The 22,262-nt window shown below is 56.8% G+C and carries 22 protein-coding genes; 6 read left to right on the plus strand and 16 right to left on the minus strand.

Annotated elements, in window-relative coordinates; all coding sequences use genetic code 11:
• Window positions 1-4: 4 nt before the first annotated feature.
• From proW to GVJ63_RS21440, 7 genes are all read right to left on the minus strand, one after another.
• On the minus strand, window positions 5-1,096 hold the full coding sequence (proW, locus tag GVJ63_RS21410) for a glycine betaine/L-proline ABC transporter permease ProW (protein ID WP_159227337.1): 1,092 nt from the start codon (window positions 1,094-1,096) through the stop codon (window positions 5-7).
• Complete coding sequence (proV, locus tag GVJ63_RS21415) at window positions 1,093-2,289, minus strand: glycine betaine/L-proline ABC transporter ATP-binding protein ProV (protein WP_033778604.1); 1,197 nt, start codon at window positions 2,287-2,289, stop codon at window positions 1,093-1,095. Before proV ends, proW begins: the two co-directional genes overlap by 4 nt.
• Window positions 2,290-2,790: 501 nt before the next feature.
• Entirely contained in the window at window positions 2,791-3,750 is a 960-nt protein-coding gene (gene nrdF / locus GVJ63_RS21420) for a class 1b ribonucleoside-diphosphate reductase subunit beta (RefSeq protein ID WP_159227338.1), read from the minus strand.
• 8 nt (window positions 3,751-3,758) lie between these two features.
• The gene (gene nrdE, locus GVJ63_RS21425; RefSeq protein WP_159227339.1) at window positions 3,759-5,897 is read right to left on the minus strand and encodes a class 1b ribonucleoside-diphosphate reductase subunit alpha; all 2,139 of its coding nucleotides are present in this window, start codon (window positions 5,895-5,897) and stop codon (window positions 3,759-3,761) included.
• Entirely contained in the window at window positions 5,867-6,280 is a 414-nt protein-coding gene (gene nrdI, locus GVJ63_RS21430; RefSeq protein ID WP_010257771.1) for a class Ib ribonucleoside-diphosphate reductase assembly flavoprotein NrdI, read from the minus strand. Before nrdI ends, nrdE begins: the two co-directional genes overlap by 31 nt.
• 4 nt (window positions 6,281-6,284) lie before the next feature.
• Window positions 6,285-6,527 carry a glutaredoxin-like protein NrdH gene (nrdH, locus tag GVJ63_RS21435; protein WP_010257769.1) on the minus strand — a complete coding sequence of 81 codons (243 nt, stop codon included), beginning with the start codon at window positions 6,525-6,527 and terminating at the stop codon, window positions 6,285-6,287.
• 303 nt (window positions 6,528-6,830) lie between these two features.
• Complete coding sequence (locus GVJ63_RS21440; protein WP_010257764.1) at window positions 6,831-7,148, minus strand: DUF883 family protein; 318 nt, start codon at window positions 7,146-7,148, stop codon at window positions 6,831-6,833.
• A 153-nt stretch (window positions 7,149-7,301) separates the two neighbouring features.
• Between GVJ63_RS21440 and GVJ63_RS21445 the strand changes: the two genes are divergently transcribed.
• From GVJ63_RS21445 to GVJ63_RS21460, 4 genes are all read left to right on the plus strand, one after another.
• Window positions 7,302-7,637, plus strand: coding sequence for a DUF2002 family protein (locus tag GVJ63_RS21445; protein ID WP_003850360.1), 336 nt, complete (start codon window positions 7,302-7,304; stop codon window positions 7,635-7,637).
• Between the two features lie 135 nt (window positions 7,638-7,772).
• Complete coding sequence (mmuP, locus tag GVJ63_RS21450; protein ID WP_033758676.1) at window positions 7,773-9,182, plus strand: S-methylmethionine permease; 1,410 nt, start codon at window positions 7,773-7,775, stop codon at window positions 9,180-9,182.
• Window positions 9,172-10,107, plus strand: coding sequence for a homocysteine S-methyltransferase (gene mmuM, locus GVJ63_RS21455; RefSeq protein ID WP_159227341.1), 936 nt, complete (start codon window positions 9,172-9,174; stop codon window positions 10,105-10,107). The genes mmuP and mmuM overlap by 11 nt, the downstream gene beginning before the upstream one ends.
• 85 nt (window positions 10,108-10,192) lie before the next feature.
• Window positions 10,193-10,612, plus strand: coding sequence for a hypothetical protein (locus GVJ63_RS21460; RefSeq protein WP_159227340.1), 420 nt, complete (start codon window positions 10,193-10,195; stop codon window positions 10,610-10,612).
• Here the strand turns inward: GVJ63_RS21460 and speG are convergent, their stop codons facing one another.
• From speG to GVJ63_RS21490, 6 genes are all read right to left on the minus strand, one after another.
• Entirely contained in the window at window positions 10,613-11,158 is a 546-nt protein-coding gene (speG, locus tag GVJ63_RS21465) for a spermidine N1-acetyltransferase (protein WP_060680779.1), read from the minus strand.
• Between the two features lie 262 nt (window positions 11,159-11,420).
• Window positions 11,421-12,098, minus strand: a complete 678-nt coding sequence (locus GVJ63_RS21470) for an ABC transporter ATP-binding protein (RefSeq protein ID WP_086906285.1) — start codon at window positions 12,096-12,098, stop codon at window positions 11,421-11,423.
• Complete coding sequence (locus GVJ63_RS21475; protein WP_031594057.1) at window positions 12,091-12,921, minus strand: ABC transporter ATP-binding protein; 831 nt, start codon at window positions 12,919-12,921, stop codon at window positions 12,091-12,093. The genes GVJ63_RS21470 and GVJ63_RS21475 overlap by 8 nt, the downstream gene beginning before the upstream one ends.
• Entirely contained in the window at window positions 12,911-13,768 is an 858-nt protein-coding gene (locus GVJ63_RS21480) for an ABC transporter permease (RefSeq protein ID WP_010257750.1), read from the minus strand. The genes GVJ63_RS21475 and GVJ63_RS21480 overlap by 11 nt, the downstream gene beginning before the upstream one ends.
• Entirely contained in the window at window positions 13,765-14,817 is a 1,053-nt protein-coding gene (locus GVJ63_RS21485) for an ABC transporter permease (protein WP_010257745.1), read from the minus strand. The genes GVJ63_RS21480 and GVJ63_RS21485 overlap by 4 nt, the downstream gene beginning before the upstream one ends.
• Window positions 14,817-16,385: an ABC transporter substrate-binding protein gene (locus tag GVJ63_RS21490; RefSeq protein WP_022624076.1), complete on the minus strand. Its 1,569-nt coding sequence runs from the start codon at window positions 16,383-16,385 to the stop codon at window positions 14,817-14,819. The genes GVJ63_RS21485 and GVJ63_RS21490 overlap by 1 nt, the downstream gene beginning before the upstream one ends.
• A 658-nt stretch (window positions 16,386-17,043) precedes the next feature.
• Between GVJ63_RS21490 and mgtA the strand changes: the two genes are divergently transcribed.
• Both mgtA and mgtU read left to right on the plus strand, forming a co-directional pair.
• A complete protein-coding gene (gene mgtA, locus GVJ63_RS21495) occupies window positions 17,044-19,746 on the plus strand; it encodes a magnesium-translocating P-type ATPase (protein WP_039391420.1) in 2,703 nt (900 codons plus the stop codon).
• Between the two features lie 10 nt (window positions 19,747-19,756).
• The gene (mgtU, locus tag GVJ63_RS22600) at window positions 19,757-19,843 is read left to right on the plus strand and encodes a magnesium transporter protection protein MgtU (RefSeq protein WP_350029534.1); all 87 of its coding nucleotides are present in this window, start codon (window positions 19,757-19,759) and stop codon (window positions 19,841-19,843) included.
• A gap of 52 nt (window positions 19,844-19,895) precedes the next feature.
• Here mgtU and GVJ63_RS21500 read toward each other — a convergent pair whose 3' ends face one another.
• The 3 genes from GVJ63_RS21500 to GVJ63_RS21510 form a co-directional block, all read right to left on the minus strand.
• On the minus strand, window positions 19,896-20,750 hold the full coding sequence (locus tag GVJ63_RS21500) for a PA4780 family RIO1-like protein kinase (RefSeq protein ID WP_010257738.1): 855 nt from the start codon (window positions 20,748-20,750) through the stop codon (window positions 19,896-19,898).
• A 326-nt stretch (window positions 20,751-21,076) separates the two neighbouring features.
• Window positions 21,077-21,565, minus strand: a complete 489-nt coding sequence (locus tag GVJ63_RS21505; RefSeq protein WP_010257735.1) for a cold-shock protein — start codon at window positions 21,563-21,565, stop codon at window positions 21,077-21,079.
• A gap of 342 nt (window positions 21,566-21,907) precedes the next feature.
• On the minus strand, window positions 21,908-22,153 hold the full coding sequence (locus GVJ63_RS21510; protein WP_010672163.1) for a YmjA family protein: 246 nt from the start codon (window positions 22,151-22,153) through the stop codon (window positions 21,908-21,910).
• Between the last annotated feature and the right edge of the window lie 109 nt (window positions 22,154-22,262).

The following is a 22,262-nucleotide window of genomic DNA, read 5'->3' on the forward strand; positions in this document are numbered from 1 at the left end:
CAGATTATTTTTTACGCGAAGGAGAGAAGATCAGGCCCAGCGGGCCGGTGTGATACCAGTGACGATTACCGCGGCTGCGGCTATCGCGACCAAACGATTGGGTCAGGCGGTCAAGGATAATGGCAAGGATCACAATCCCCACACCACCCACCGTAGCCAGCCCCATATCGAGACGGCCAATACCGCGCAGCACCATCTGACCGAGTCCGCCCACGGCGATCATCGAGGCGATCACCACCATCGACAGCGCCAGCATCAGGGTCTGATTGACGCCCGCCATAATGGTGGGCATCGCCAGCGGCAACTGCACTTTGAATAGCAGCTGACGCGGACTGGCACCAAAGGATTCGCTCGCTTCGATCAGATCGGCGGGCACCTGCTTAATGCCGAGAATAGTCAGGCGTACAATCGGTGGCAGGGCGAAGATAATCGTGACCACCACGCCTGGCACGTTGCCGATACCAAACAGCATCACAATCGGCACCAGATAGACAAAGGCGGGTGTTGTCTGCATCGCATCCAGAAAGGGGCGTACGATACGCGCTGCCCGTTCACTGCGGGCCAGCCAGATCCCCAGCGGCAGGCCGATGAGAATGCAGAACATTAGCGCGGTAAGCACCAGCGCCAGCGTGACCATCGCCTGCGACCAGGCGCCAATTGCGCCAATAACGATCAGCGATACCAGCGTGGCGATGCCCATGGCGGGTGTCGCGATCTGCCAGGCGATCAGCGCAAACACCAGAATCGCTACCGGCGCGGGCATCCCCAGCAACAGCTGCTGAAAGGCGCTGAGAATATAGTCAACCGGTACCCGGATACCCTGAAACAGCGGGCGGAAATGGTTGACCACCCAGTCGATGCCGGTAGTCACCCAGTGATCAAGCGGGATCCAGGTTTTGTGGAATGGATCCATGATATTGAAATGTTCCGGCGCGGGCGCGGGGGCGCTGTTGAGCCAGTCACTGCTGCTGGCTGCATCGGGTGTCGCGCTGCCATCGGGCGTGCCCCAGGCATCGGCACCGCCGCTGCTGGTGGGCGCAGCCTGACTGCTGGCGGCGGTGCCGCTATCCCACGGATTGGTGGTTTCCTGACTCATGGCTGGGCTCCTTCACGATCTAACGCGCGCAATAGCGTGCTTTTGGAAATGATACCGACATACTGATTCTCCTCACCGACCACTGGCACCGCACAGGGCGCCTGAGCGACGTGCGAGAGCAGATCGCTCAGTGAGGTATCGGCGGGCACCGCGGCTGGCGAGTCGAGGAGGGCGCTATCGAGTCCCAGACCTGCTGCCAGCGCGGCTTTCAGCGAGTCGGTGGAGACCACGCCAAGAAACTTCTGTTTCTCCAGCACGTAGCCGTAGTCACGGTCTTCATCCTGCAGCAGCTTAATGGCGGAGCGCGGGCCAAAACCTGGCGCTTTGCGGATCAACGCTCCCGCGCTACGACGGGCGATATCTTTGGCGCTGAATACGTGACTGATATCGACGCCACGGAAGAAGGTGCGGACATAGTCATTGGCCGGGTTATTCAGGATCTCATCCGGCGTACCAACCTGTATCACTTCGCCGCCCTGCATAATGGCAATACGGTCGCCAATACGCATCGCTTCATCAAGATCGTGGGAAATAAAGACGATGGTGCGCTGATGCCTGGCTTGTAAATTAACCAGCTCATCCTGCATTTCAGTACGAATCAACGGATCCAGAGCGGAGAAGGCCTCATCCATTAATAAGATGTCGGGATTGATGGCCAGTGCGCGGGCTAATCCGACGCGCTGCCGCATCCCTCCGGAAAGTTCATCCGGATAAGCGTGCGCATAATTCTCCAGCCCGACCTGACGTAACGCTTCCAGTGCTTTTTCCTGGCGTTCAGCCAGTGCGATTCCCGCTAATTCCATGCCAAATGCCGTATTATTTAATACATTCATGTGCGGCATCAAAGCAAATGACTGGAATACCATACTGATTTTATTTCTGCGCACGTCACGCAGTTCGCTGGCTGATATTTTGGCAATATCGACACCGTCAATAATCACCTGACCGCGCGTCGGCTCTATCAGACGATTGAGAAGGCGAACCATGGTCGATTTTCCTGAACCGGATAACCCCATGATGACGAATATCTCGCCTTCTTCAATGGCCAGACTGGCGTTCTTTACGCCAAGGGAGAGCCCGGTCTTCTCAAGAATGACATCTTTGGTCGCACCCTTTTCAATATATTTAAACGCGCGATCCGGATTGTCGCCAAATATTTTATAGAGATTTTTTACTTCGAGCTTAATAGCCATGCAGTCATTAAATCCTGGTTGAAATATCTAATATTATCCTGTCGTTCCCGCTGAAATTTAAGCAGGCCATACCGTAGCACACTGACGTTATCTGACAACCCTGAAGTGGGATATTGGCCGGCCGCAGGACATTCAGATGACGATTATCTTCAGTGCTCACAAGGGATAAGCGTGGATTAATTTTTTGTGAAATCATTGGCGGGTTTTTAGCATTTCAGCCGATTTGCCGGCTGAAAGGGAGAAAAATAAGCGTCACCAGGGTGAAATATTACGGAAATAATGGATTCCGATACAGGGAAATAATCACGCCTGAAACGATCGGGTTCAGTGGAATAATTGGTCGAAAAAAAAGGAAATGCGGGGAGGGGCAGAATCAACAAACGGTGAAATAGTCAGGCTGTGTTGCAGTAATATTTTTTTCTTATGATTAGACGGAATGGCGCGGCTGACACGGCACTGCCAGAGAAAACCGGATGCTGACAAAACAGCACCCGGTAACCCTCAGAAATTCCAGTCCTCGTCTTCGGTTTCGACCGCTTTTCCCATCACATAGGAGGAGCCTGAACCGGAGAAGAAGTCGTGGTTTTCGTCGGCGTTGGGCGACAGAGCCGACAGAATGGCCGGATTCACCGCTGTCAGCTCCGCCGGGAACAGCGCCTCATAGCCCAGATTCATCAACGCTTTGTTGGCGTTGTAGTGCAGGAAGGTTTTCACCTCCTCTACCCAGCCGACATCGGCATAGAGCGCCTCGGTATAAGCCACTTCGTTCTCATACAGCGCCAGCAGCAGATCATAGGCGAACTGCTGCAGCTCTTCGCGGCGCAGATCGTCAGTGGCAGCCAGCGCCTGCTGATATTTGTAACCGATGTAGTAACCGTGTACCGCCTCATCGCGAATAATCAGGCGAATCAGGTCAGCGGTGTTGGTCAGCTTGCCACGGCTCGACCAGTACATCGGCAGCCAGAAGCCGGAATAGAACAAAAAAGACTCCAGGAAAACGCTGGCGATCTTCTTCTTCAGCGGATCATCGGCCTGGTAGTGTTCCAGGATGATGCGCGCCTTGTTCTGCAGCGGCGCATTCTCTTCGCTCCACTGATAAGCGGCATCCACATCCTGGGTGTTACACAGGGTTGAGAAGATCGAACTGTAGGAGCGGGCATGCACCGCTTCCATAAAGCTGATATTCGACAGCACCGCCTCTTCGTGCGGGGTAATGGCATCTTCCATCAGCCCCGGCGCGCCGACCACGTTCTGGATAGTGTCGAGCAGCGTCAGGCCGGTGAAAACCCGGATGGTCAGCTGCTGCTGCTGTTTATCCAGCGTCTGCCAGCCGGGCAGATCGTTGGAGAGCGGCACTTTCTCCGGCAGCCAGAAGTTGCTGGTGAGACGATTCCACACTTCAAGATCTTTGTCATCCTGAATGCGGTTCCAGTTAATTGCCTGAATCTGTTTTAGTTTCATCGTTTTCATCACAGGGAGCATGAGACGCAACCCTGAACCTCCGTGCCCTGAAGCGCCATCTGGCGCAGTCGAATGTAATAGAGCGTTTTGATGCCTTTTTTCCACGCGTAAATCTGCGCTTTGTTGATGTCACGGGTCGAGACGTCATCGCGGAAGAACAGCGTCAGCGACAGGCCCTGATCGACATGCTGAGTCGCTTCTGCGTAGGTATCAATAATCGCTTCCGGCCCAATCTGATACGCATCCTGATAGAGATGGAGATTCTCATTGGTCATAAACGGCGCGGGATAGTAGACGCGGCCGGTTTTGCCCTCTTTGCGGATCTCGATAGGGGAGACAATCGGATGGATGCTGGAGGTGGCATGGTTGATGTAGGAGATTGAACCGGTTGGCGGGATCGCCTGCAGGTTCTGATTAAATAGTCCGTGCTGCATCACCGAGTCACGCAGCGCCTGCCAGTCCGCCTGTGTCGGCAGGGTCAGTCCGGCATCGGCAAACAGCGTCGCTACCCGTTCCGTGCACGGCAGCCATTCGCGCTGCAGATACTTATCGAAGTAGACACCGCTGGCGTACTGCGATTCCGCAAAGCCATCGAAGGTCTGCTGACGCTCCTGTGCCAGCTGATTAGAGGTGCGCAGCGCATAATAGGTGATGCAGTAGAAGTAGAGATTAGTGAAATCCAGCGCTTCCGGTGAACCGTAGGCGATGCCTTCCCGCGCCAGATAGCCGTGCAGGTTCATCTGACCCAGGCCAATGGCGTGCGAACGGCGATTGCCTTCGGCGACCGAGGGCACCGAGCCAATTTCGCTCATCATCGACACCGAGGTCAGAGCGCGGATCGCCACATCCACGGTACGCGCCAGATCGCGTGAATCCATCGCGTGCGCAATGTTCAGTGAGCCGAGATTACAGGAGATATCTTTGCCGATCCGGCGATAGCTGAGATCGTCATTGTACTCGCTGGCGCTGTTCACCTGCAGGATCTCAGAGCAGAGGTTGCTCATGTTAATGCGACCGGCAATCGGATTACTGCGGTTCACGCTGTCCTCATACATGATGTAGGGATAGCCCGACTCAAACTGAATCTCAGCCAGCGTCTGGAAGAAGTCGCGTGGCTGAATATAGGTTTTACGGATGCGGTCGTCGGCCAGCATCTCGTCATATTTCTCGCTGATGCTGATATCGCCAAAGGCCTGACCGTAGATCCGTTCAACGTCGTAAGGCGAGAACAGCGCCATCGGTTTGTTCTCTTTTGCCAGCTGGAAGGTGATATCGGGTATCACCACGCCCAGCGACAGGGTTTTGATGCGGATCTTCTCATCGGCGTTTTCGCGCTTGGTATCAAGGAAGCGGAAAATATCGGGATGGTGCGCATTGAGCCACACCGCGCCAGCGCCCTGACGCGCGCCGAGCTGATTCGCATAAGAGAAGGCATCCTCCAGCATTTTCATCACCGGGATAACGCCCGACGACTGATTTTCAATACGTTTGATTGGCGCACCGGACTCACGCAGATTCGACAGCAAAAAGGCGACGCCACCGCCGCGCTTTGAGAGCTGCAGTGCCGAATTCACTGCGCGACCAATCGACTCCATATTGTCTTCGATGCGCAGCAGGAAGCAGGAGACCAGCTCACCGCGTTGCTGTTTGCCGCAGTTCAGGAAGGTTGGTGTAGCGGGCTGAAAACGGCCGCTGAGGATCTCCTCCAGCAGGGCCCGCGCAAGCTTTTCATCGCCCTGAGCCAGCGTCAGCGCCACCATGCAGGCGCGCTGTTCGAAGGTTTCCAGATAACGTTTGCCATCGAAGGTCTTCAGGGTGTAGCTGGTGTAGTACTTCCAGGCACCGAGAAAGGTTTTAAACTCAAATCCCCAATTTTCCGCCACCTCATGCAGCGCAAGCAGGAACGCAAAATCGTACTGGTTCAGCACTTCCGCTTCGTAATAGCTCTCTGCCACCAGATAGCGTAAACGCTCAGCGCAGCTATTGAAGGGGACGGTATTGGGTTGCACATGCTGCAGATAAAACTGACGTGTCGCTTCGCGATCCTTGTCGAACTGGATGCGGCCCTCGGCGTCGTAGAGATTGAGCATGGCATTAAGGGCGTGATAATCGAGCGTCACGCCGTTGAGGGTGTCTGTTGTTGCCAAAATTGGGTTACTCCCGCTTTAACTTTCGCGATATCGTCAGGCGTTCCCATCAGCTCGAAGCGGTAGAGGCAGGGAACCTGACATTTATTTGCAATGATGCTGCCCGCCAGGCAGTAACCGGCACCGAAGTTACGGTTGCCCGCTGCGATCACGCCACGAATACCGCGTCGGTTCGCCTCATCATTAAGAAACTGAATCACCTGACCGGGCACCGCACCGCGACTGCTGCCACCGCCATAGCTGGGCACCACCAGAATATAGGGCTGGTCGATATGCAGTTGTTGCCGGGCATCAAGCGGGATGCGCCGGGCAGGCAGGCCGAGGCGCGTCACAAACCGGTGGGTGTTTTCCGACTGGCTGGAAAAATAGACCAGCGGGAACATGTGTTTATCCTCCGACAGCAGAAAGCGTGCGCAGCGTGGCGATTTTGTCCGGGCGGAAACCGCTCCAGTGATCGTTATCTGCCATCACGACGGGTACCTGGCGGTAACCCAGTGATTTCAGGTTGTCGATCGCCTCGGGCTGGCTGTCGAGATTGATAAGCTGATAGGCGAGACCCTGACGGTCCATCGCATTTTTGGTTGCCGTGCACTGGACACAGTTATCTTTAGTGTAAATAATAATGCGCATGATTCGTATTTCCCTCTATATGCGGTTCTGATGTCAGGAAACAGAGCTGGAGGAGCAGGTTGCGGGCCTCATTCTGCCGGACATCTGGTGTCGTGCTGATGAGATAAATACTAGATGTAGTGGTTTTGTGGGTCAAGCCCACCAGATATAGGGTTTTATGATTTGCATTTGCGCAACAGCGGCAAAGCCAGCAGGGATGCGCCCTGCAGCCTGGAAAAATCTTTTGTAAATGTCACCAGCCAGAAAAAGGGCATAAAAAAGCCCCGCACAGGGCAGGGCTCAGGAGATTTTTTAGAGTTGAGCTTAGCGACGTGAAGCCAGCAGCACACCCACTACGATACCGAAAGCGGCACCGATACCAACACCGTGCCATGGCTTGTCATGGACATAGGTGTCAACCTGCGCACTGGCATCACGCGCAACCTGTGAGACACGGTTGCTGCCGCCGTTCAGTCTGGAGCGGGTCTGTTTCAGCAGCTTTTCTGCCTGACTGCGTGCAGAATCCACTTCGTCTTTGGCGTCACTGCCGTAAGATTTCAGCAGCGCTTCCAGTGAATCGGCCAGTTCGTTAACATCCTGATTAATATCAATGTCATCGTTTTTTACAGTGCGATTAAACATTTTTTAGCTCCCTTTGATTTAAAAACGTAATACTAGTGTAGACGACCTTGAGATAAACGAGACGCGGGAGTGTTCTTTAGGGAAAATTCCGAATGCCCACTCTGTCATGCTGTTGTAAGGTTGCGAAGCTTTTGAAAGAGGAGAGGATCGAGCATGTATTTACGACCAGATGAGGTAGCGCGCGTACTGGAAAAAGCGGGTTTCGAAGTCGATGAAATTACCCCACGGGCCTATGGTTATCGCCGTGGAGAGAACTATGTTTATGTGAATCGCGAAGCGCGCATGGGGCGCATGGCACTCGTCATTCACCCGACACTGAAAGAGAAGAGCCAGCCGTTCGCTGAACCTGCTTCAGAAATGAAGACCTGCGATCACTACACCCAATTCCCTCTCTACCTGGCGGGTGATTCACAGGAACACTACGGCATCCCGCACGGATTTAGTTCCCGCATGGCGCTGGAACGTTATATTCAAAGCGTTTTCGGCTAACGCATCAGGCCCCGCCGCGACGGGGCACTGAACCGCCTTTACCTCCTCCCTGTTTCCCTGCCGTTGCAATTACCGGCTGTGACGCGTATAAAACTGTCCCTTATAGATGTTTAGACGTCCATACGGATAAAAGTGATGAGCGAACAGCCAACTCCCTCGCAGGAACAATTTAAACGCACCATGAAAGTGCGCCATCTGGTGATGTTATCGCTGGGCGGCGTAATCGGCACCGGCCTGTTTTTTAACACCGGCTACATCATTTCCACCACCGGGGCGGCGGGGACGCTGCTCGCCTATCTGATTGGCGCGCTGGTGGTCTGGCTGGTGATGGTCTGTCTGGGCGAGCTCTCGGTGGCGATGCCGGAAACCGGCGCGTTCCACGTCTATGCCGCACGCTATCTCAGCCCGGCAACCGGCTACACCGTGGCCTGGCTCTACTGGCTCACCTGGACCGTGGCGCTCGGCTCCAGCCTGACGGCGGCGGGCTTCTGTATGCAGTACTGGTTCCCGCAGATCCCGGTATGGATCTGGTGCCTGGTCTTCTGCTGCGCCATCTATCTGCTGAACGTCATCTCAACCCGCTTCTTCGCCGAAGGGGAGTTCTGGTTCTCGCTGATTAAGGTGGTGACGATTGTCGCCTTTATCGTGCTCGGTGGCGCGGCGATGTTTGGGTTTATCCCGATGAAGGATGGCACGCCCGCACCGGGCCTGAGCAACCTGACGGCGCACGGCTGGCTGCCCAACGGCGTACTGCCGATTCTGATGACTATGGTGGCAGTCAACTTCGCTTTTTCCGGCACTGAGCTGATCGGTATTGCGGCCGGTGAAACCCAGCAGCCGGAGAAAGTGCTGCCGCTGGCGATCCGTACTACCGTGGCCCGGCTGATTATCTTCTTCATCGGCACGGTATTTGTGCTGGCGGCGCTGATTCCTATGGATCAGGCGGGTATCGTGAAAAGCCCGTTCGTGCTGGTCTTCGAAAAGATCGGCATCCCGTGGGCGGCTGACATTATTAACTTTGTGATCCTGACCGCTATCCTGTCTGCGGCCAACTCCGGACTCTATGCCTCCGGGCGGATGCTCTGGTCGCTGGCCAATGAAAATACGCTGCCGCGCGCCTTTGCCCGGGTGAACAAGCGCGGCGTGCCGATGCTGGCGATCACCGTCAGCATGGTGGGTGGTTTGCTGGCGCTGGTCTCCAGCGTGGTCGCGCCCGACACGGTGTTTGTGGCGCTGTCAGCTATCTCCGGCTTTGCAGTGGTGGCCGTCTGGCTCAGCATCTGCGCTTCGCATTTTGTTTTCCGTCGTCGTCATCTTCAGCAGGGCAAATCGCTGGCCGATCTGGCCTACCGTGCGCCGCTCTATCCATTGACGCCGGTGCTGGGTTTCCTGCTCTGCCTGCTGGCCTGTGTCGGTCTGGCGTTTGATCCGACTCAGCGTATCGCGCTGTGGTGTGGCATCCCGTTTGTGCTGTTCTGCTATGCCGCTTACCATCTGACCCACAAATCATCCCCGAAGCCTGAGGAGGCCAATGATGTCGTATAACCCTGTCGCGCAGGCTTTAACGGAGTCACCACTGCTGATTCTGGATGGTGCCCTGGCCACCGAGCTGGAAGCCCGCGGCTGTCATCTGGCCGATGCGTTATGGTCAGCTAAGGTGCTGATGGAAAATCCTGAGCTGATCTATCAGGTGCACTACGACTATTTTGTCGCCGGCGCGCGCTGTGCCATTACTGCCAGCTACCAGGCGACGCCGCAGGGCTTTGCCACTCGTGGCCTTGATGAGGCGGAGTCACTGGCGTTGATCGCGCAGAGCGTCGAACTGGCGCGGCGCGCCCGTCACGATTATCTGGCGGTCCGGCCCGACGCAAAAACGCTGCTGGTAGCGGGATCGGTCGGTCCCTATGGCGCCTTCCTGGCGGATGGTTCGGAATATCGCGGCGACTATGCGTTGCCGGAAGCGGAGATGATGGCGTTTCACCGCCCACGCGTGCAGGCGCTGCTGGCGGCGGGTGCCGATCTGCTGGCCTGCGAAACCCTGCCTTCGTTTGCCGAAGCGCAGGCGCTGGTGACGCTGCTGGCTGAATTTCCTGAAGGCCGCGCCTGGTTCTCGTTTACCCTGCGTGACGCCGGACACATCAGCGACGGCACGCCGCTCTCAGACGTCGTGAGCTGGCTGAATCAGCAGCCACAGGTGGTAGCGGTGGGAATCAACTGCGTGGCACTTGAGAGCGTGACGCCTGCGCTGCAGCAGTTGCAGAAGCTGACCGACAAGCCGCTGGTGGTCTATCCCAACTCCGGCGAGCAGTATGATGCTGGCAGCAAAACCTGGCACTCAGCGCCATCAGGCTGCACGCTGCATGACAAACTGGCAGAGTGGCAGCAGGCGGGCGCGAAGCTGATTGGCGGCTGCTGTCGCACCTCACCCAACGACATCGCGGCTATCGCCCGCGCTTGTCAACCGCAATAAGCTGGCTGAATCGGGCGATGATAGCCCGATTGAGGCGGAGAGGGCGGTCTACACTCTGATCACTGATCACTCTGTGGACCCCTTCATGAAACAGCGAATTCTGGCCCTGGCCGCCGCGCTGCTGCTTAGCGGCTGTGCCACCATTGCCGGCAATGAAACCCAACTGGTGCGCATCGACTCCTTGCCGCAGGGCGCGCGCTTTACCGTGCAGGATGAGCGTGGCTATGCAGTTGCGCAGGGTTTCACGCCGCAGACCGTTGAACTGGAAAAATCTACCGGCCGCTACTTCGGCAAAAAGCACTACCTGCTGATGCTGGAAAGCCCGGGCTACGTGCCGGTCACGGTGCCTATCGAGGCACGCGCTAACCTGTGGTATCTGCTGGGCAATATCCCGCTGGGTGGCTTCCCCGGCTGGCTGCTGGTCGATCCCTTCTATGGCGGCATGTACGACCTTAAGCCTGAACACCCGCGTCCCTTTATGAACCCGGTTGGCGCGCGCGGCTGATTACTGCGCGGTCGGCTTCACCATTCCGCCTGGCGTTTTATGGCGTTCCAGATACTGATGCTGGAAAATGCACATGCGGATGGTGTTGCGGTACTCCCCGTTGATGAAAAACTCATGTTTAAGCACGCCTTCGATCTCGAATCCGAGCTTGGTGTAGATGTGGATCGCTTTTTCGTTCTCCTGATCGACAATCAGGTAGAGCTTGTAGAGATTCAGCACCGAGAAGCCGTAATCCATCGCCAGCTTCGCCGCCTGGGTTGCCAGTCCTTTGCCCTGATGGGCCGGATCGATAATGATCTGAAACTCGGCGCGGCGGTGCACATGGTTGATTTCCACCAGTTCCACTAATCCCGCTTTCTGCCCGTTGTGCTCGACCACAAAGCGACGTTCGGTCTGATCGTGAATGTGCTTGTTGTAGAGATCGGACAGCTCCACAAACGCCTCATACGGCTCCTCAAACCAGTAACGCATCACGCTGGCGTTGTTATCCAGCTGATGGACAAAGTGCAGGTCTTCCCGCTCCAGCGGACGTAGTTTTACCGTCATTGCTTTTTCCTCTCATGAAATAATGGTCGCGAGTATACCGCATCAGCCAGCCGCTGCGTTTTGCGCTGTCGCATTCGCGTGCCTGCTTCAGCCTGTAAAGGTTTACAGCGTCGCGTGGCAATCTAATGACTCAGAGGAAGAGAACAGCGCGCCGTTCTGGCAATAGAGAGGATGAGACTGAAGGTGGAAGAAGGGGATGTTACAGAAAGGCGCGGCGGATGCAGCAGCGCCGGACGGCAGGTGAACACCGTCCGGCCTGATTTCAGGCAGAGATCTGTTCGATGATGCGACCCTGCGACATGTGCACGGCGCGATCGCACATGTGATCGATCACGTCGGGATCGTGGCTCACCAGCACCATGGTCAGGCCATCCTGCTGTTTCAGATCGTTGAGCAGATTGAGGATCTCCGCCTGCACTGACATATCCAGCGCCGACGTCGGCTCATCCAGCAGCAGGATCTTCGGCTGCAGCAGCAGGGCGCGCACGATGGCAACACGCTGACGCTGACCGCCGGAGAGCTGATGCGGATAGCGATCCGCCATAGCGGGATCGAGTCCGACGTGACGGAAGCCCTGATCGATACGATCGTTGATATTGTCGCGTTTCAGCAGCTTCAGCGGCTCCGCCAGCGTGCGACGCAGCCGGTGACGCGGATGCAGCGAGGCATAGGGATCCTGAAACACCATCTGCACTTCCTGACGCAGCGCGCCGGTGAAAGCTTTACCCGGCTGAACTTCGTGACCGGCAAGCTGCATCTGACCCTGCCAGTGTGGGTTCAGACCTGCCAGCACCCACAGCAGCGACGACTTGCCGCAGCCTGACGGACCCACCAGACCAAAACACTCGCCAGCGTTAACCTCCAGGTTAACCTCATGCACCACGGTGCGCAGCTCGTAACCCTGTTTGTGGGCGACGCTTAGATTCTGCAGCTTAATCATCATTCGCCTCCAGCGCAGCGCGGTCCAGCACCGGTAAAGTCTGTCCGTGGGTCGCTTTACCCGGACGGCAGGCCCACAGCGTGCGGGTGTAGGGATGGGTAGCGTGCGGCAGATCGGCGGCGGGCAGCGTATCCAGCAACCGGCCTTTATACATCACCATCACCCGCTCGCAATGTTCTGAAACCTGCTGCAAATCATGGCTGATCAGCAGCAGGCCCATGTTGCGCGCCTCCACCAGACCGCGGATCAGCGCCAGCACCTGATCGCGCATGGCATGATCCAGCGCGGAGGTCGGTTCATCGGCGATCAGGAAGTCCGGATCGGTAATCAGGGCGATCGCCAGCATCACACGCTGGCCCATGCCGCCAGAGAGCTGATGCGGATACTGCTGCATCAGACGACGCGGATCGGGCAGGCCGACCGCATCCAGCATTTCACACACTTTCTCTTTGCGCTCGGCACGGCTCAGGCGGCGATGCAGGATCAGCGGCTCTTCCACCTGCCAGCCAATGGTGCGCGTCGGGTTAAGGGCATACTTCGGGTCCTGCATCACCATCGCCACGCGGTTACCGCGCAGCTGGTTCCAGTGACGCTCACTCAGCGTCAGCGCATTTTCACCGGCCACCTGGAGCTGGCTGGCCTGCAGATGCAGCGCGGGCGAGAGTAAGCCCATCAGGCTGCGGGCGGTCAGTGACTTGCCGGAACCGGACTCACCGACCAGCGCCACACGCTCGCGGCCTACGGAAAAACTGATGTTATCGACCAGCAGCGCATCGTCGCTGCGAATGGTCAGCCCCTCGGCATGGAGCAGATTATTTTGCATGACGGGTATCCAGTCGGTCGCGCAGGCCATCGCCTGTCAGGTTAAAGGCCAGGCTGGCAAACAGAATCGCCGCGCCCGGTGCAGCAGCAACCCACCACTGATCAAAAATGACTTTACTGCCTTCGGCCACCATCGAACCCCATTCCGCCGTCGGCGGCTGAACGCCCATACCGAGGAAACCGAGCCCGGCTGCGGCCAGGATAATCCCGCCCAGGCTCAGGGCGGCGCGGACTACCGCCGTCGGCATGCAGAGCGGCAGGATATGACCGAACATCAGGCGAAAGCCCGTAATCCCCTGCATCCGCGCGGCGGCAAGGTAGTCGCTGCGGCGCAGTGCCAGGGTTTCAGCACGTGCCTGACGGGCAAACGGCGGCCAGCTGGTCAGCGCCAGCGCCAGCGCGCCGTTCATCAGGCCTGGGCCGAGAATCGCCACCAGCGCCAGCGCGATCACCAGGTTGGGCAGTGACAGAAAGATATCGGTAATGCGCATCAGCAGTCGTTCGGTCCAGCCACCCACGTAACCGGCGGTGATGCCGATCAGCAGCCCGGCCGGAATGGTCAGCACCAGAATCAGCGACACCAGCAGCAGGGTCGGACGCGCGCCGTAAATCACGCGCGACAGCAGATCGCGGCCAAAGCCGTCGGTGCCGAACCAGTGCTGTGCCGACGGCGCCAGCAGACGGCTCGACATGGTCTGCACGTTCGGATCGAACGGTGCAATCAGCGGCGCCAGCAGTGCCATCAGGATAAGAATCGCCACCAGCGTCAGCCCAACGGTTAACGAGGTAACGCGTTGACGGCGACGGCGTGGTCGCAGCGTTTCGAGTTCAGAGAGTTGTTGCGTCATCGGGTTCTCGGATCGGTTAACCAGGTTAAAACATCCGCCAGGGTGTTAATCAGGATAAAGCAGCTGCCGATTAACAGGGTTGAGCCCAGAATCGCCGGCACATCGCCGGAGAACAGCGCATTGGTCATATAGCGACCCACACCTGGCCAGGCGAAGACGGTTTCGGTCAGCACCGAGCCTTCCAGCAGCGTAGCGTAGGAGAGGGCGATCACCGTGACCAGCGTGCCCAGCACGTTGGGGAAGATATGGCGCAGCAGGATGCGCACCCGACCCGCGCCTTTAGCACGCGCCAGCACCACATACTCTTTGCTGCTCTCTTCCAGCAGCGCAGCACGCAGCAGGCGGGTAATGCCCGCCATCGCCAGCAGGCCGAGGATCACCACCGGCAGCCAGAGGTGCGCAATCGCATTGCGGAACATCTCCGGTTCACCCGACAGCCAGCTGTCGATCAGCACAAAGCCGGTCTTCGGCTCCAGGGTATAGACCCAGATATCATCCAGCCGTCCCGGTCCGGCGGACCAGTGCAGCACCGCATAAAAGAGCAGCAGGCCCAGCAGGCCGAGCCAGAACACCGGCACCGAGTAGCCCAGCAGCGAGACAAAGCGGGCGAGATTATCGATCCAGCTCCCCGGTTTCCAGGCGGCCAGCAGCGCCAGCGTCACGCCGAACACCACTGCGAAGATCATCGCGCAGGTCGCCAGCTCGATGGTGGCGGGGAAGGTGGTCATCAGGTCGCCGCTCACCGACTGATTGGTGAGGCGGGAGACACCCAGATCGCCCTGCGCCAGATGTTCGACGTAGCGCCAGAACTGCATCAGCACCGGCTGGTCGAGACCCAGGTCATGACGCACCTGCTCATAGGTCGCTTCACTGGCGTGATCGCCGGCGATCTGCTGCACCGGATCGATCGGCGAGAGATGCGACAGCATAAAGGTGAAGGCGAGCAGGCCAAGCAGCGTGACCAGCAGCGACAGTACGCTACCGATCAGGCGCCCGCCACGCTGCCAAAAAAGCCGGGCGAACCCGGCTGAAGGAACAGACTGTGCCATTACTTAGTGACCTGCGAGTAATACACCATGTCAGGGTTAATGCCCTGCACATAGCCTTTCAGGTTGTCGCGCAGGGCGATCAGGTTCTTCGCCTGCATCCCAATCACATACGGTGAGTTCTTCATTACTTCACGCTGCATCGCTTCATACAGCGCCACGCGTTTCTTCGGATCGCTCTCGGCGGTCGCCGCAATCACCTGCTTGTTCAGCTCAGGAATGTGCCAGTCTGAACGGAAGGCGATGGTTTTGCTGCCATCTTCCGGGTTGTAAGCAAACGAGGCGGCATTGGTGTTGGGATCGAAGTAGTCGGAGCCCCAGGCGTTCAGCGTCGCTTCATATTTATGCGCTTTCACGTTGGTCGACACTTCGGAGCTCAGACCCGGCACCACTTCCACTTTCACGCCCGCTTTGGCGAAGCTGCCCTGCAGCGCCTGTGCGATATCCAGATAAGGCGGCTGGTTGCTGGTGGAGAGCTTGAAGGTGACGTTGTTCAGGCCCGCTTTCTTCAGAATCGCTTTGGCTTTTTCCGGATCGTAGCTGTATGGCGTGTCGTTGATCGCACCCAGGAAGCCCTTAGGCAGGAAGCTCTGATGCACATCGAACTGGCCTTTCAGCAGCTCACTGGCGATGCCTTTGTAATCCCACAGGTAGCGCGCCGCTTCCCAGAAGGCCGGGTTCTTCATCGTCTCGTTCGCACCGATGTTGAACTGGATGTAGTAGAGCGACGCCATGGGAATCGCTTCCGTCTTCACGCCCGGTTTGCCGTTCAGCGCAGCAATCTGATCGGCACCCAGGTTACGGGCGATATCGGCATCACCCTGTTCCAGCAGCAGACGACGCGCAGCCGGTTCAGGCACGTTTTTGATCAGGATGTTCTTCATTTTTGGCGCGCCCGCTGGTGAGGTCGGGTTAGCACTGAGCAGCACCACCTGATGCATCACCACTTTGCGGATCTGATACGGGCCGCTGCCCGCCGAGTGGGTGGCCAGCCAGGCGTTACCGAAATCGCCGTTCTTCTGGTTCGCCATCGCGGTTTTTTCATCAATGATCGATGAAACCGGAGCAGAGAGCAGGCTCAGGACGTAGGTCGGGCTGACGTTGGCGGTCCAGCTGATCTGCACATGATTGTCGTCGACTTTCTTCAGGAAGCCATCGACGTTATCTTTGGTCCAGCCGAGCTGCGTCAGGATGAAAGAGGGATCGAGGTTCAGCTTCACCACGCGGCCCAGCGAGAAGATCACATCTTCCGGACGCAGCGGGTTGCCGGTAGAGAATTTCGCATCTTTGCGCAGTTCAAAGGTCAGGCTGCGGTTGTCGCTGCCGGGCTGCCACGAAGTGGCCAGCGTAGGTTTCAGATCCACCGGATTCTGCGGGTCAGACTGCACCAGGCGCTGATAGATGTTCGTAAAGGCCTGAACGCTGGTCAGTTCAAACCCTTTGGCCGGATCGAAGCTGTCTGCGTCGTCAGTTGATTGTGCAATCACCAGCGTATCTTTTGGTGTTGCGGCCTGGGCTGTGAAGGCGGCAGCCAGCGTCAGCGCCAGCAGTGATGGAATTATAGTTTTCATGAAATTTCCTTGCCTCTAAAAAGTTACGCGAGTTTACGAAAGGGCCGATGCGAAGAATAGTCGAATATGGGCTAATCATATGCTAAAAGGTTATAAGCATTACCTGGAGGTTATAAGAAGATCGCCACGCTGTTACCGAAGCGGCAACCTGAGCAGAAACAAATCCTCAACGAAACCGTTATTCAATACGTTATTGCTTTACCGACGCCGGCCTCTCTTTATAATGGCGGCAGATAACTTCAGGAGAATTCAGTTGGACAGTCACCCGAGATTAACCTTTATTCTGGCAAGCTGAGTTTCCTCTGCTGCTTGCCAACCGGCGAGCAGCGATCCCCGCTTTAATTAACGATCGCGCTCCTTATTTTTAATCCTGCTATCACCAGGAGTGCGCGTTATGCTGCTGTTTATATTAGCTCTTTTTCCTCCGCCCCGTCTGGCGTAGCCCAGGCTGCGTCCAATCGCTGATATCAGACTTTTAAAACGCCGCGTATAACCGGCGTCAGGTAACCCTGCGCGCGTCATTATTTAGCGCGCCGGCGGAATAACCTGACTGTTTCTGAAAGTCACCCCATTAAATAACCCGGCCACGCCAGGTTTTATCCATGCACGTTATTTCCCGTGCAGGACAACTGTTGCTTTAAATCAGGGAGATGTCGAAATGAGCGACATGAAACTGGAACAGGTTGCGATCACTTCATCCGGCAACCGTAATGATAAAAAAAGTAAAAAAATGTTTGCTGTGGCGCAGCAGGCAGACCAGCACATTGATATGACGCTGGCGAACCTGCGCAGCCAGCGTCAGGGCCTGACCCAGGCTGAGGCGGCGAAACGACTGGCTTTGTATGGCCGTAATGAAGTGGCGCATGAGAAAGCGCCACCGGCGCTGATTCAGCTGCTGATGGCGTTTAATAACCCGTTTATCTACGTATTACTGGTCCTGGCGCTGGTGAGCCTGTTTACCGACTATATTCTGCCGCTGCGCGCCGGTCAGGAGACCGATCTCTCCGGCGTCATCATCATCTTCACCATGGTGATGCTGAGCGGGCTCCTGCGCTTCTGGCAGGAGTTTCGCACCAACCGTGCGGCGCAGGCACTGAAGTCACTGGTGCGCAGCCAGGTCACCGTGTTGCGCCGTGAGCCAGGCAGCGAAACCGCGCAGCGTCAGGATGTGGATATGAGTGAACTGGTGCCGGGCGATATCATTCTGCTCAGCACCGGCGATCAGGTGCCTGCCGATGTCCGTCTGCTGAGTTCACGTAATCTGTTTATCAGTGAAGCGGTGCTGACCGGCGAGTCGCTGCCGGTTGAAAAACAGAGCAGCGATGCGGGTATCGATGCCGAAGGTCAGACCGCCCAGGAGCGGCTGGCATCACCGAATATCTGCCTGATGGGCACCAGCGTGGCCAGCGGCACAGCCAGCGCAGTCGTGGTAGCGACCGGCGGCGAAACCTGGTTCGGCTCCCTGGCCTCATCGCTGACCGGAAGCCGTCCGCAGACCGCCTTTGACCGCGGGGTGAACAGCGTCAGCAAGCTGCTGATCCGCTTTATGCTGGTGATGGTCCCGGTGGTGCTGCTGATTAACGGCTTCACCAAAGGCGACTGGATGGATGCCACGCTGTTTGCACTGGCCGTCGCGGTCGGACTGACCCCGGAAATGCTGCCGATGATTGTCAGCGCCAACCTGGCTAAGGGCGCGATTGCGATGTCACGCCGCAAAGTGATCGTTAAAAAGCTCAACGCCATTCAGAACCTCGGCGCGATGGATGTGCTCTGTACCGATAAAACCGGCACGCTGACCCAGGACACCATCCTGCTGGCGCATCATCTGGACGCGCGGGGCAACGAAGATGCACAGGTGCTGCTGCTGGCATGGCTCAACAGCGGCAGCCAGAGTGGCGCGAAAAACCTGATGGATCGCGCCTTACTCTGCGCGGGCGACAAGGTCATTTCACAGTCTCAGCGCAGCCAGTTCCAGCTGATCGATGAGCTGCCGTTTGATTTTACCCGCCGTCGGGTGTCGGTGCTGGTGGAGGATCTGACTCAGCATCGTTCACAACTGATCTGTAAAGGCGCAGTGGAAGAGATGCTGGCAGTCAGCATTGCCGTGCGCCAGGGCGACACGGTGGTCGCACTGGATGCGGCACAGCGCGCGGCGCTGCTGGCGCAGACTGAACACTATCATCAGCAGGGCTATCGCGTGCTGCTGGTGGCAACCCGTGATGGCGAGCTACACGCGCCGCTCAGCGACAGTGATGAGCGCGATCTGATTATTCAGGGAATGCTGACCTTCCGCGATCCGCCTAAAGCCAGCGCGGGTAAGGCGATTAAAGCCCTGCGTGACAGCGGTGTGACGGTGAAAGTGCTGACCGGTGACAATCCGCTGGTGACGCTGCGGGTCTGTGCCGATGTCGGGCTGACCGATCCGGCGATGCTGACCGGCGATCAGATTGAGGCGATGAACGATGATGAGCTGGCGCAGGAAGCTGAACGCTGCACCCTGTTTGCTCAGCTGACCCCGCTGCAGAAATCCCGTCTGGTGCGGCTGATGCAGCAGAACGGTCACACCGTCGGGTTCCTGGGCGATGGCATTAACGACGCGCCTGCGCTGCGGGCAGCTGACACCGGGATTTCCGTGGACAGCGCGGCGGATGTGGCGAAAGCCTCATCGGACATCATCCTGCTGGAGAAGGATTTACAGGTGCTGAATGAGGGTGTACTCAAAGGACGCGAGACCTTTGGCAACATCATCAAGTATCTCAACATGACCGCCAGCTCCAACTTCGGCAACGTTTTCTCGCTGCTGGTGGCCAGTGCCTTTATTCCGTTTCTGCCGATGCTGTCGATTCATCTGCTGATTCAAAACCTGATGTATGACGTTTCCCAGCTGGCGCTGCCGTGGGACAAGGTTGACCGTGAGTTTCTGAATAAGCCGCGTAAATGGGATGCCGGCAACATCAAGCGTTTCATGCTGTGGATGGGTCCGACCTCGTCAATTTTTGACGTCACCACCTTTGCATTGATGTGGTTTGTTTTCGGCGCTAACCATGCAGGCGTGCAGTCGCTGTTCCAGTCCGGCTGGTTTATTGAGGGGCTGCTGTCACAGACGCTGGTGGTGCATATGCTGCGTACCCGGAAGATTCCGTTTATTCAGAGCCGCGCCACCTTACCGGTCATGCTGACTACGCTGGCGGTGATGGCGCTGGGCATCCTGATCCCGTTCTCACCGCTGGGTGCGATGGTCGGTCTGGTGCCACTGCCATGGCAGTATTTCCCGTGGCTGGTGCTGACGCTGTTCAGCTACTGCCTGGTGGCGCAGGGCATGAAGCGTTTCTATATCCGTCGCTTTGGTCAGTGGTTCTAGGGAGGAGAAGATGAAAAAAAGCAGGCTCGATAAGGTCTTTGTCGGCGTGATGATCATCGGCTTAACTCTGATTGCGCTGACGGTCATCGTGCGGTGATGGCGTAAGTGAGAGGCAGCGAGGCGACTCGCTGCCTTTTTTATTGAGGCAGTTACTCTTCGTCGCGCTCACGGCTGGCGCGCTGGCGCTCGTAATATTCATCTTCTGCGGTGATGATCTCATCCATCAGAGAATCCATATCCACCACGCGCTCCTCTTCCACAAACTTCCCGGTAAGGGGTGTTTCCGGCGTCAGCTTGCCATCTTCATAGAGCAGCCAGATCTCTTTGGCGTAGCGCGTCTTCAGCAGCTGCGGAGCGAACTGACCGTAGTAAGAGGTGATATTGTCTACGTCACGTTCAAACATCGACTCGGCATGGTTATTGGCCGCCGCATCGACCGCCTGTGGCAGGTCGATAATCACCGGACCCTGGTCATCCAGCAGTACGTTGAACTCGGATAAGTCACCGTGAACGATACCGGCACAGAGCATACGAACGATGTTGCGGATCATGGTGTGGAAATCCGTCACCGCCTGCTCTTCAGACAGTGAGACATCGCTGAGACGTGGCGCGACCGAGCCATTGGCATCGGTCACCAGTTCCATCAGTAACACACCGTCGATGCAGAGATAAGGCTGCGGCACGCGAACACCGGCGTTCGCCAGGCGGAACAGGGCATCTACTTCGGCGGTCTGCCAGGACTCTTCCTGCTGCTTACGGCCGAACTTTGTGCCTTTCTGCATGGCGCGGGCGTTACGGCTGTTACGGGTTTTACGACCTTCCTGATACTGCACGGCCTGCTTGAAGCTACGCTGGGTTGCTTCTTTATAGACTTTGGCGCACTGCACCTTGCCGCCGCATAGCACGGTATAGACGTCTGCTTCTTTGCCGCTTTTCAGCCGCTGCAGGACATCGTCAATCAGGCCGTCATCGACCAGGGGCTGGATTCTGTTTGGGATTTTCATGCGGCTTTATACCTTATTTCACCCGCTTTTCGTATCACTTTGCGATGATGGAAAACATTGGCAATGACTGAACAAAGTTTCTAATTCTACCCTGGAAAGTCGCTTTGTGGGGATGAACCTTGATGAGCTGCGCTTTTGACCTTTGTTTTATCATAAACAATGGATTAGAGGGGAGTGCAGTGCGGTTTTATCCGCCAGAGGAGCGCTTTGTCATGTATCAGCCCTGTGGGCGGGGATTTCGTGTCAGAGAAATGTGCCTGAATAGCAGGCTGGCAGGAGGCTGAAGGCCGAAATCCTGCCAACAGAATTTCGGCCCGCCTTCGGGATTACTTCAGACCTTTAAGCACTTTAACCGTGCTTTCAATGTCGATCTCGTCTTCAGAGAAGATCAGTGTCGTACCCTGGAAGGTGGTAACCGCCAGCTTTTTCAGCGAGCGCATCTCATTGGCGTTCGGGTCAGTTTTCGGCCGGATATTATTCAGCAACAGACCCACTGACAACACCGCGTTCTCTTTATCGACACCGGCGTCGACCGGGACTTCTTCGTTGTAGACCAGATAAGACTTAATCGAGGTGATCTTGAGCCGCTCGCCTGCGATATAGATGTATTTGCTGGTCGGCGCGACCTTCACCGCATAGGCGGATAAGCCCTTGTTGTTGGTGGTGGGTTCAAACGTCACCGCCGCATCTTTCTTGATCAGATCAGGATTGGCGACCTTAATCACATGAAAATAGCGGTTATCACCGTTTTCATCTTTGATAAAGCCAAAACCTTTATCTTCAAACCAGGTTGTGATCGTTCCGTTCATCGCCATTTTTGCCTGCTTAATCTACTCAGTTTTTTACAGCGCGCAGTGTAAAACACAATGCCTGCGCAGACTATATAAGTCTGGATGATAATTTTCAGGTGCGCCAGAGGGTGAGCGGCGGAAGGGGGACTTTGTGGCGGATGAAGGCGTGTGTGATGGAGTGTGTGTAGCGGCAGATAAAGACGAAGATGGGTCGGCAGGGCAGGGAACGGACATCAGCCACGTGAGACACGTGGCTGTCAGCACTGGGCGTTGTTGCGGGGATACCGGCGCTGTGTCGAATCAGGTTGTTGAGTCAGGCAGATTAACCGGCGGACTGCGCAAAGCTCGTCTGCCGGTGAGTGTCTGTTACTCGTTGCCCCAGCGGTTCAGGAACTCGGCAATTTCATCAATACGCTGCTCATCGATACCCGCTTCACGCGCCATATCCTGCTGCGACTCTTCACTGATCTCTTCGTTGTTCATCAGACGGGTGATCAGCAGCTGGAAGTAATGCGCCAGCGGGGTACGTTCAGCTTCGCTCACCGGCTTAGCGGACTCCGTCGCATACTCATCTGCGACATCATAGTATTTGAGAGAGATTTCGTTATTCATAGGGTGTCCGCAGAGTTGAGTTTGGGTTTAAGCGTTGGCAGGGCATTGTGGCCCGGCGTAGAGGGGTATTATTTCGTGTTTGGGTTGGGGCTGTAAAGGGGGAGTGGGG

Origin of the sequence: Pantoea sp. 18059 (assembly GCF_902706165.1) — a bacterium.
GTDB classification, from domain to species: Bacteria; Pseudomonadota; Gammaproteobacteria; order Enterobacterales; family Enterobacteriaceae; genus Pantoea; species Pantoea agglomerans.

Coding starts and splice junctions, on each gene's coding strand:
- proW (WP_159227337.1), bottom strand. CDS start 1,096: ATGAGTCAGGAAACCACCAATCCGTGGGATAGCGGCACCGCCGCCAGC.
- proV (WP_033778604.1), bottom strand. CDS start 2,289: ATGGCTATTAAGCTCGAAGTAAAAAATCTCTATAAAATATTTGGCGAC.
- nrdF (WP_159227338.1), bottom strand. CDS start 3,750: ATGAAACTAAAACAGATTCAGGCAATTAACTGGAACCGCATTCAGGAT.
- nrdI (WP_010257771.1), bottom strand. CDS start 6,280: ATGTTCCCGCTGGTCTATTTTTCCAGCCAGTCGGAAAACACCCACCGG.
- nrdH (WP_010257769.1), bottom strand. CDS start 6,527: ATGCGCATTATTATTTACACTAAAGATAACTGTGTCCAGTGCACGGCA.
- GVJ63_RS21440 (WP_010257764.1), bottom strand. CDS start 7,148: ATGTTTAATCGCACTGTAAAAAACGATGACATTGATATTAATCAGGAT.
- GVJ63_RS21445 (WP_003850360.1), top strand. CDS start 7,302: ATGTATTTACGACCAGATGAGGTAGCGCGCGTACTGGAAAAAGCGGGT.
- mmuP (WP_033758676.1), top strand. CDS start 7,773: ATGAGCGAACAGCCAACTCCCTCGCAGGAACAATTTAAACGCACCATG.
- mmuM (WP_159227341.1), top strand. CDS start 9,172: ATGTCGTATAACCCTGTCGCGCAGGCTTTAACGGAGTCACCACTGCTG.
- GVJ63_RS21460 (WP_159227340.1), top strand. CDS start 10,193: ATGAAACAGCGAATTCTGGCCCTGGCCGCCGCGCTGCTGCTTAGCGGC.
- speG (WP_060680779.1), bottom strand. CDS start 11,158: ATGACGGTAAAACTACGTCCGCTGGAGCGGGAAGACCTGCACTTTGTC.
- GVJ63_RS21470 (WP_086906285.1), bottom strand. CDS start 12,098: ATGATTAAGCTGCAGAATCTAAGCGTCGCCCACAAACAGGGTTACGAG.
- GVJ63_RS21475 (WP_031594057.1), bottom strand. CDS start 12,921: ATGCAAAATAATCTGCTCCATGCCGAGGGGCTGACCATTCGCAGCGAC.
- GVJ63_RS21480 (WP_010257750.1), bottom strand. CDS start 13,768: ATGACGCAACAACTCTCTGAACTCGAAACGCTGCGACCACGCCGTCGC.
- GVJ63_RS21485 (WP_010257745.1), bottom strand. CDS start 14,817: ATGGCACAGTCTGTTCCTTCAGCCGGGTTCGCCCGGCTTTTTTGGCAG.
- GVJ63_RS21490 (WP_022624076.1), bottom strand. CDS start 16,385: ATGAAAACTATAATTCCATCACTGCTGGCGCTGACGCTGGCTGCCGCC.
- mgtA (WP_039391420.1), top strand. CDS start 17,044: ATGAGCGACATGAAACTGGAACAGGTTGCGATCACTTCATCCGGCAAC.
- mgtU (WP_350029534.1), top strand. CDS start 19,757: ATGAAAAAAAGCAGGCTCGATAAGGTCTTTGTCGGCGTGATGATCATC.
- GVJ63_RS21500 (WP_010257738.1), bottom strand. CDS start 20,750: ATGAAAATCCCAAACAGAATCCAGCCCCTGGTCGATGACGGCCTGATT.
- GVJ63_RS21505 (WP_010257735.1), bottom strand. CDS start 21,565: ATGGCGATGAACGGAACGATCACAACCTGGTTTGAAGATAAAGGTTTT.
- GVJ63_RS21510 (WP_010672163.1), bottom strand. CDS start 22,153: ATGAATAACGAAATCTCTCTCAAATACTATGATGTCGCAGATGAGTAT.